The organism is Streptomyces sp. SM11, from assembly GCF_002910905.1.
Classification (GTDB): Bacteria; Actinomycetota; Actinomycetes; order Streptomycetales; family Streptomycetaceae; genus Streptomyces.
Genome location: NZ_NEUE01000024.1, coordinates 1 through 2415, shown reverse-complemented (window position 1 = coordinate 2415; position 2415 = coordinate 1). Strand labels below are relative to the sequence as shown.

General features: G+C 76.3%; 1 protein-coding gene. It reads left to right on the top strand.

Annotated elements, in window-relative coordinates:
- A partial coding sequence (locus tag B9S58_RS01685) for a beta-ketoacyl synthase N-terminal-like domain-containing protein (protein ID WP_181009143.1) occupies positions 1-2415 on the top strand: 2415 nt, incomplete at both ends.

Sequence of the window (2415 nt, the reverse complement as noted above, 5' to 3'; positions counted from 1 at the left end):
CCCCGTCCCGGCCCCCGCGGCCGCGCGGCCGGCCGATGACGGCGCCCTCGCCGTCATCGGCATGGCGTGCCGGTTCCCCGGCGCGAGCACCCCGGACGAGCTCTGGCAGAACCTCGTCGCCGGCGTGTCCAGCATCGGCGACGCCCCCGAGGGCAAGCGCGGCTGGGCCCACCTGTGGTCCGAGGCGGGCGCCGACGACGTGCGGATGGGCTGGGTCGACGGCGTCGAGTACTTCGACGCCGCCCGCTTCGGGCTTACCGACCGCGAGGCGCGCCGCATGGACCCGCTCCAGCGGATCCTGCTCAGCGTCACCGCCGAGGCCATGGAGAGCTGCGGCCGGGACCACACTTCGCTCGGCGCCGCCACCGGCGTCTTCGTCGGAGCCATCGCCAGCGACTTCCCGGAGATCGTGGCCCGCAGCATCGGCCACTCCGACCCGCACGTGGCCACCGGCACGGCCCCCTCCATGGTCGCCAACCGTCTGTCCCACGTCTTCGACTGGTCCGGCCCGAGCTTCGCCGTCGACACGGCCTGCTCGTCGTCCCTCGTCGCCCTGCACGAGGCCGCCATGCACCTGCGGGCCGGCGAGGTCAACGCCGCCGTGGTGGCCGCCGCCAACCTGGTGCTCACCCCGGCCAAGAACAGCTCCTTCACCCGCAACGGCATGCTCTCCCCGCAGGGCGCCTGCCGGGCCTTCGACGACGCCGCCGACGGCTATGTGCGGGGCGAGGGCGCCGGCGCCCTCATCCTCAAGCGGCTCTCCGACGCCGAACGCGACGGAGACCCGGTCCTCGCTGTCATCCGCGGCACCGCCGTCAACCACACAGGCGGCAGCGCCGGCTTCCTCACCGCGCCCAGCAGGCCGGCCCAGGAAGCCGTGCTGCGCCGGGCGCTGGCCCGCTCCGGGCGCGCCGCCGCCGACATCGGCTACGTCGAGGCGCACGGCACCGGCACCCAGCTCGGCGACCTCATTGAGCTGGAGGCCCTCCACGCGGCCCTCGGCGAGCCCGCCGGCCGCCCGCCGGTCGCGGTGGGCTCCGTGAAGACCAACATCGGCCACCTGGAGCCCGCCGCGGGCATCGCCGGCCTCATCAAGACGGTGCTGGCGCTCCAGGCGGCCCACATCCCGCCGTCCCTGAACTACGAGACCCCGAACCGGTCGTTCGACTTCGACGGCTCCCCGCTGTTCGTGGCCGACCGGCTCCTCCCGTGGGGCCCCGGCCCGCGCGTCGCGGGCGTCAGCAGCTTCGGCTTCGGCGGTGCGAACGCCCACGTCGTGGTCGAGGCCGCACCGGGCACGGACCAGGGCGGCACGGACTCCGGTCCGCAGCTCCTGGTCCTCTCGGCCGGCTCCGACGACGCGCTGCGTACCCTCGCCCGCCGGCTCGTGCTCATGCTGCGCTCCGCCTACTGCCCCTCCCTGGAGGCCCTGGCCGAGGCGAGCCGGCTGCGTCCGGCCGGGGTGCACCGGCTGGCCTGCGTCGCGGACAGCGCCGAGCAGCTCCAGGACAAGCTCCAGCTGTTCCTGGCCGGTGTCGAGGACGTCCGCTCCCTCCACGTGGGGGTCGCGTCCACGGCGGTGCGCCCGTACGAGCTGCCCACCGCCGCGCCCGCGGCCCGCGGCGAACTCGCCGCCGCGGCGCAGGCGTTCGTCTCTGGTGCCGACCTCGCCGCCGGGCCGCGCCGCCGGTCGGGGGTGCGCTTCCCGACCGCGCCGCACGCCGAGAAGTATCTGTGGCTCGAGCCCGCGCAGCAGCAGCCCGCGCCCGCTCCCGCCCGTATGCTTAGCACGTGGACGGACCACCCGGAGGCCGCAGAGCACCTCGTGCTCGGCCGGCCCACCCTGCCGGGGGCCGGCTACCCGGCCAAGGTCGCCGACTTCCTCGGCCAGGACCGCTTCGGGCTGCGCGACCTCACCTTCCGAGCGGCCGTCGAGGCCCCCGCCACGCTCACGGCCGCGCGGGACGGCGACGCCCTCGCCTTTCGCGACGGCTCCGGCGCCCTGGTGTGCACCGCCACCCTGACCGCGCCCGAGCTGCCCGCGCTCGCCGCCCCGGCCGCCGCGCACGGCTTCACCGAGGTCGCGCTCGACGCGATGTACGCCGCGTTCGCCCGCTCCGGGCTGGACTACGGCAGCGGCTTCCGCACGGTGGCGTCCCTGTCGGTCGCCCCCGCCTCCGGGGAGGCCGTGGGCGTCCTGCGCGGCGACCCCGCCGGGACCGTGGACGCCCGGCTCCTGGACGGCGCCTTCCAGGTCGCGCTCGCCGCGTGCGGTGCGCAGGGGCTGTACGTCCCCTTCACCGTCGAGCGGCTCACCGTCCTCGGCCGGCTGCCCGCCACCGCCCGCGTGTACGCCCGGCGCGACCGGGACTCCGGGCCGGACTCGGGTCTGCTGACCGCCAGCCTGGTCGTCCT